Source organism: Rhodospirillales bacterium RIFCSPLOWO2_02_FULL_58_16 (genome assembly GCA_001830425.1).
GTDB lineage: Bacteria > Pseudomonadota > Alphaproteobacteria > Rhodospirillales > 2-02-FULL-58-16 > 2-02-FULL-58-16.
Map to the genome: position 1 here is coordinate 21,355 of MIAA01000038.1, position 6,470 is coordinate 27,824.

6 protein-coding genes are annotated in these 6,470 nt (G+C 57.3%); 4 read left to right on the top strand and 2 right to left on the bottom strand.

Translation table 11 applies throughout. From position 1 onward, the window contains the following. The first annotated feature begins 2 nt into the window (after positions 1–2). Entirely contained in the window at positions 3–1,235 is a 1,233-nt protein-coding gene (locus A3H92_06090) for a hypothetical protein (protein ID OHC74089.1), read from the top strand. A gap of 766 nt (positions 1,236–2,001) precedes the next feature. On the opposite strand, the gene A3H92_06095 is transcribed toward A3H92_06090, so the two are convergent. Beyond that, a complete protein-coding gene (locus tag A3H92_06095; GenBank protein OHC74090.1) occupies positions 2,002–2,754 on the bottom strand; it encodes a bifunctional 3-demethylubiquinol 3-O-methyltransferase/2-polyprenyl-6-hydroxyphenol methylase in 753 nt (250 codons plus the stop codon). A 93-nt stretch (positions 2,755–2,847) separates the two neighbouring features. On the opposite strand from A3H92_06095, the gene A3H92_06100 reads away from it, so the two are divergent. Beyond that, on the top strand, positions 2,848–4,068 hold the full coding sequence (locus tag A3H92_06100; protein OHC74091.1) for an aspartate kinase: 1,221 nt from the start codon (positions 2,848–2,850) through the stop codon (positions 4,066–4,068). Continuing rightward, complete coding sequence (locus tag A3H92_06105; protein OHC74092.1) at positions 4,049–5,080, top strand: 2-nitropropane dioxygenase; 1,032 nt, start codon at positions 4,049–4,051, stop codon at positions 5,078–5,080. Before A3H92_06100 ends, A3H92_06105 begins: the two co-directional genes overlap by 20 nt. Here A3H92_06105 and A3H92_06110 read toward each other — a convergent pair. Then, positions 5,074–5,511, bottom strand: a complete 438-nt coding sequence (locus tag A3H92_06110) for a tRNA (N6-threonylcarbamoyladenosine(37)-N6)-methyltransferase TrmO (protein OHC74093.1) — start codon at positions 5,509–5,511, stop codon at positions 5,074–5,076. The two genes, A3H92_06105 and A3H92_06110, sit on opposite strands and share 7 nt — an antisense overlap. 241 nt (positions 5,512–5,752) lie before the next feature. On the opposite strand from A3H92_06110, the gene A3H92_06115 reads away from it, so the two are divergent. Continuing rightward, positions 5,753–6,418, top strand: a complete 666-nt coding sequence (locus A3H92_06115; GenBank protein OHC74094.1) for an ArsR family transcriptional regulator — start codon at positions 5,753–5,755, stop codon at positions 6,416–6,418. Positions 6,419–6,470 lie beyond the last annotated feature (52 nt).

Here is a 6,470-nt window from a genome sequence, read left to right on the forward strand (position 1 = left end):
AAATGAAGCGGCTGTTTCTCCGTCTTTTCTTGTTGTTCATGTTGACGGCCTTTCCTGCGCTTGCCGCAGATTTTGCTGCGGGATTAAGGGCGTTTGACAGAGGAGACTATGCGACGGCGCGGCAAGAGTGGAATCCGCTTGCCGAACAGGGGAATGCCGAGGCGCAGTCTTTTCTCGGCATGATGTATGATCAGGGACAAGGCGTTCCCCAGGACTACAAGGAAGCAGGCAAGTGGCTCCGTCTCGCCGCTGAACAGGGGAATGTCGCCGCTCAAAACAATCTCGCCGCGTGGCTTGAAAAAGTAAAAGACGCCCCGCCCGATTACAAGGAAGCGGCCAAGTGGCGCCGGCTCGCCGCTGAACAGGGGAATGCCGAGGCTCAATACCATCTGGGCCTGATGCATGCCCAGGGAAAAGGCGTTCCCCGAGACGACGAAGAAGCGGTAAAGTTGTTTCGCCTTGCCGCCGAACAACAATATGCCCCTGCCGCTTCCGGGCTTGGTTTTATGTATCTCAACGGGCGCGGCGTCACTCTGAACCAGGAAGAAGCGCTCAAATGGTTCCATATCGCCGCCGAACAGGAAGATGCCGAGGCCCAGTACAATCTGGGCAAGATGCACGAAATAGGGCAATCCGTTACCAAAGACTATGAAGAAGCGCTGAAGTGGTTCCGTCTAGCCGCCAATCAGAAGAATGCCGATGCCCAATACAGTCTGGGCAAGATGTACGCAAAGGGGCTGGGCGTCCCCCAGGACCATATGGAAGCCGTAAAATGGCGCCGGCTCGCCGCCGAACAGGGTAATGCCGGATTCCAGTTGGAGCTGGGCGAGATATACGAAAAAGGCCAAGGCGTTCCTCAAGATCAAATTGAAGCCGTAAAGTGGTACCGGCTCGCCGCCGAACAGGGCAACCTTCAGGCCCAGAATAATCTTGGTTTCAAGCACTACATCGGGAACGGAATTCCGCAAAATTACAAGGAGGCGGCGAAGTGGCATCAACTCGCCGCCGAGCAGGGCGATGTTCACGCCCAATACAATCTGGGCGTGGCTTACGACAATGGAGAGGGCGTCGCCCGCGACGATATCGCGGCGCATATGTGGTATAATCTCGCCGCCTCGCAGAGCAACGACAAGGCGAAAAAAAACCGGGATGCGATTGAGAAAAGAATGCCCGCCGCCGATATCGCAACGGCGCAGGAACGCGCGCGGGAGTGGACGAAGAAGCACGGGAAGTAGAAATTTCCTCCCCCTCAACAAGGGGAAGGTCAGGAGGGGGTATCGAAGAGGGAATTGTCAGCCTGTGTGTTTTTATCACGGTGTTTCTTTCAGTCAACGCGCCGGGTGTCAGGGGGTATCGGCGGCAACCTCTCCCCGCCCCTTCCTTGGTAAGGAGGGGAAAAAAGTGGGCGGCCTCCTTGGCAAGGAGGAGAAAAAATTCCTCCCCCTTGCTTCAAGGGGGAGGTCAGGAGGGGGTCAAAGAGGGAATTGTCAGCCTGTGTGTTTTGGCCACAGAGGCGCAGAGGCGCAGAGAAGATCAAGCGAAGTTTTCTTCTGCTTTTTCTTTTTTTCTATCCTCCTCTGTATCTCTGAGCCTCTGTGTTTCATAAAACGGTGTTTCTTACAGTCAACGCGCCGGGCGTTAGGGGATATCGGCGGCAACCTCTCCCTGCCCCTCCTTGGTAAGGAGGGGAAAAAAAGTGGGCGGCCTCCTTGGTAAGGAGGAGAAAAAATTCCTCCCCCTTGCTTCAAGGGGGAGGTCAGGAGGGGGTCAAAGAGGGAATTATCAGCCTGTGTGTTTTGGCCACAGAGGCACAGAGGCGCAGAGAAGATCAAGCGAAGTTTTCTTCTGCTTTTTCTTTTTTTCTATCCTCCTCTGTGTCTCTGAGCCTCTGTGTTTCATAAAACGGTGTTTCTTACAGTCAACGCGCCGGGTGTCAGGGGGTATCGGCGGCAACCTCTCCCCGCCCCTTCCTTGGTAAGGAGGGGAAAAATGAAAAAAGCCTTATTCCTTCACCCCGAACGCCATGTAATTAACCGTCAGGTCGCGACTCAGTCGCCATTCGCCGGAAAGCGGGTTGTAGGCAACGCCGGATAATTCAATGATTTTCACGCCGAACGGCTCCAGGCCCCTCACCAGTTCGGAAGGTTTGACGAACTTGTTCCAGTCGTGGGTGCCGACGGGCAGCCAGCGCAGAATATATTCGCTGGCGACCTTGGCCAGCAGAAATGATTTCATGGTGCGGTTCAGCGTCGAGACGGCCATGACTCCGCCCGGCCTGACCAGTTCCGCGCCCGCCTTGAAGAAAGCGTCGAGGTCGGCCACATGCTCCACCACTTCCATGGCGAGAACCAGATCGAATCGTTTTTTGTCCTTGATCAGGTCTTCGGGAGGGGCGCAACGATAGTCGATTTCAAGACCGCTTTTTTCGGCGTGAAGTCGGGCTACGGCGATATTCTTTTCCGAGGCGTCGATGCCGGTGACGGCGGCGCCGAGTCGCTTCATCGGCTCGCTCAACAGCCCGCCGCCGCAGCCGATGTCGAGGATGCTCAGGCCGGCGAAGGGCTTTTCGTCCCCGGCGTCGCGTTTGAAACGAGCGCAGGTAAAATCGCGGATAAAGGCGATGCGCGGCGGGTTTAACTCATGCAGGGGCTTGAATTTGCCGTTCGGCTCCCACCATGCGTCGGCCATGGCCGAAAAACGCGCCACCTCATCAGGAGAGGCCGTTCCTCTTTCAGATTCACGGGCGGCGGCCATAGGATTCCTCCGGGGTTGCCTAATTTCAGCGTTGTAGAGTATGTATGTCCGCCCGTTGCCCTGCAACATTTGATAATTTGACCGCATAGAATCATGGCTCGCATCGTTCAAAAATTCGGCGGCACCTCGGTGGCGGATATCGACCGCATCAAGAATGCCGCCCTGCGCGTCAAGCGGGAACTGGACGCCGGCAATCAGGCGGCGGTGGTGGTTTCGGCCATGGCCGAGGTCACCAACAAGCTGGTCGGATATGCCGATTCCATTACCAATCTGTATGACGCCCGTGAATATGACGCGGTGGTTTCCACCGGCGAACAGGTAACGGCCGGCCTTCTGGCCATCGCCTTGCAGAACATGGGCGTCAACGCCCGTTCCTGGCAGGGCTGGCAAATTCCGATCAGGACATGCGGCGTTCACGGCAAGGCCCGCATCGAATCCGTCGAAGTGGCGGAACTTGAGAAACGCATGAATAACGGCGAGGTTCCCGTCATCACCGGCTTTCAGGGGCTGGGGCCGGATAACCGGATCACCACGCTGGGCAGGGGCGGAAGCGATACCAGCGCGGTGGCGATAGCGGCGGCTCTGGGCGCTGATCGTTGTGATATTTACACCGACGTGGATGGAATCTATACATCCGACCCGCGCATCGTTGCCAAGGCGCGTAAACTGAATAAGATCACTTACGAAGAAATGCTGGAGATGGCTTCGCTGGGAGCCAAGGTCTTGCAGACCCGCTCCGTGGAAATGGCGATGAAGCACCGCGTGAGAACGCAGGTTCTGTCCAGCTTTTCCGATGAACCCGGCACCCTGGTGGTAAATGAGGACGAAATCGTGGAACAAGAGATAGTCAGCGGAATCGCCTACAATCGCGACGAGGCCAAGATCACCCTTATCCGGGTAGCCGACAGGCCCGGCGTCGCCGCCAACATTTTCGGACCATTGGCCGACGCCGGCATCAACGTCGATATGATCGTCCAGAACGTCTCGGCCGACGGCGCCAGCACCGACCTTACCTTCACCGTGGCCAAGGCGGACCTGGCGCGGGCGGTGGCGGTGCTGGAAAAGAAGCAGGAAGACCTGAACTATAAATCCCTTGTTTCCGATTCCGACGTGGTGAAGATTTCGGTCGTCGGCGTCGGCATGCGCAGCCACGCCGGCGTTGCGCTTCGCATGTTCCAAACGCTGGCTGACAAAGGCATCAATATCCAGGTGATCTCCACCTCGGAAATCAAGGTCAGCGTGCTGGTGGCCGATGAATACACTGAACTGGCGGTGCGGGCGCTGCACACCGCCTATGGGCTTGATAGTGACTGAGCCGAAACAGCAGCTTGACCGTCTATGGAAGCGGGGCCGGGAATTTCTCGGCTGTGAGTACGCCATCATGGGCGGCGCCATGTCCTGGCTGTCGGAACGCCATTTGGTCTCGGCGATTTCCAATGCCGGAGGTTTCGGCGTAATTGCCTGCGGCTCAATGACGCCGAAACTGCTGGATGCGGAAATCACCGCCACTAAGGCGCTGACCGGCAAGCCGTTCGGCGTCAATCTGATAACCATGCACCCTGATCTGGAAGCCCTGATCGACGTGTGCGGCGGGCATAAAACGGCATATGTGGTTTTGGCCGGCGGCCTGCCCAACTCGACTTCCATCACGCGCATCAAGGAAATCGGCGCCAAGGTTATCTGCTTTGCTCCCGCCCTGGCGCTTGCCAAGAGGCTGGTCCGCAGCGGCGCCGACGCCCTGGTCGTCGAGGGCGCCGAAGCCGGCGGCCATATCGGGCCGGTGGCCACCAGCATCCTGGTTCAGGAAATCCTGCCCCATGTGAAAGAAGTTCCTGTCTTCGTCGCCGGCGGAATCGGTCGCGGCGAAGCCATGCTCTCCTACCTGGAGATGGGCGCCGCCGGATGCCAGTTAGGCACCCGCTTTGTCTGCGCCACCGAGTGCATCGCTCACCCCGCCTTCAAGAAAGCCTTCATCCGCGCCTCGGCGCGTGAAGCCGTGCCGACGGTGCAACTGGACCCCAAGTTTCCGGTTATTCCGGTGCGCGCCCTGGTCAACAACGGCACCCGCGAGTTCATGGAGACCCAACGCAAGGTTATCGAACGCTTCAACAAAGGCGAATTGGACCAAAAAGCGGCGCAGTTGGAAATCGAGCATTTCTGGGCGGGCGCCCTGAAACGCGCCGCCATCGACGGCGACGTGGAAAACGGCTCGATGATGGCGGGCCAGAGCGTCGGCATGGTGACATGCGAGCAGCCGACGGCGGAAATCCTGAAGGAACTGGTCGATCAGGCGCTGGCGGCGCTGGCCGCCAGAGAAAATCAGTAATCCAGTTCAGCTACCCATTCCGGGACTATTGCTTCGGCAACCGCGTCATACTGCGGCGTATAAGGTTTTATATCAATAACGGGCGTGCCGTTAATCACGTCCAGGCCTTTTACGGTTATAACATTATCTTTTATGGACAAGATGTTGACGGTCGAAATGCCGATCGGGTTCGGTCGTCCGGGGCAACGACAGGCGAAAATTCCGACTTCCGGCACATCGTCGATTTTTCCTTGCGGAACAAGCCGGAGTTTGCAGGTTTTAACTTCGTGCAGCCAAAAAATAACGATCAGGTGTGAATAATCACCCAGGCCGTCAAGCGCCTCCTGATATTTTTCATCAATGACTAAATCGGTGATTACGGCATTCCAGCCGCCGAAATGTTTCTTTTCCTGATTTCCGGCAAAACCAATAGGCTTGATTTTAATTTCCATAATAAAACCGGGAATGATCAGAAGCGCTCGTCGTTATGGCCGAAAGTGGAGCAATAAACCCAAGACTCCCACGGTGAGGTGAGGATGACGATGAGGCGGCTGACCAGTGTCTTGGCGAAGGAGGTTAAAACCTTGTGCATGGCGCGCCTCTTCAGAGTATACAGTTAACTTGATTGAACGTCCCTGACGACACATCAGCATTCAATTGATTAATTGAATGCTTTAATATCCTGAGCGGGCCATGTCAACAAAAACCGTCAAGAAACAGTTGTTCGCCCAGCTTGCCGTCATCGGCAAGGCGTTGAGCAGCGGCAACCGCCTGGAGCTTCTGGACTTCCTCGCCCAGGGAGAGCGCAGTGTCGAGGCGCTGGCCAAAATGAGCGACATGTCGGTGGCCAACACTTCCCAGCACTTGCAGCACTTGCGCCGCGCCGGTCTGGTCGACTCGCGCAAGGACGGCCAGCAGGTGATCTACTCCATCGCCGGAGACGCGGTGGTCGAAATGGTCGGCGCCTTGTGCAGGACGGCGGAGAGCAATCTGGCCGAACTGGACCGGCTGGTGATCCGCTACCTCAAGGCCAAAGACAGCCTGGAGCCGGTGCCGGCTGACGAACTGGTCCGCCGGATCAAGAAGGGAACGGTCACCGTGCTGGATGTGCGCCCACCCGAGGAATACGCCTCGGGCCATGTCGCCGGCGCCATCAATATCCCGCTCAAGGATTTCGAGGCGCGGCGCTCCGAACTGCCCGCCGGCGTCGAGGTGGTCGCCTACTGTCGTGGCCCCTATTGTCTGCTCGCCTTTGACGCCGTCGCCAAATTGCGCGAGATGGGTTATCAGGCCTTGCGGCTGGAAGGCGGATTCCCCGACTGGAAACTGGCCGGAAGGCCGGTCGAGGGGAAATCGTAAAAGCAACTGTTTTTTGACCACAGAGACACAGAGGCATAGAGAAGAAGTAAAG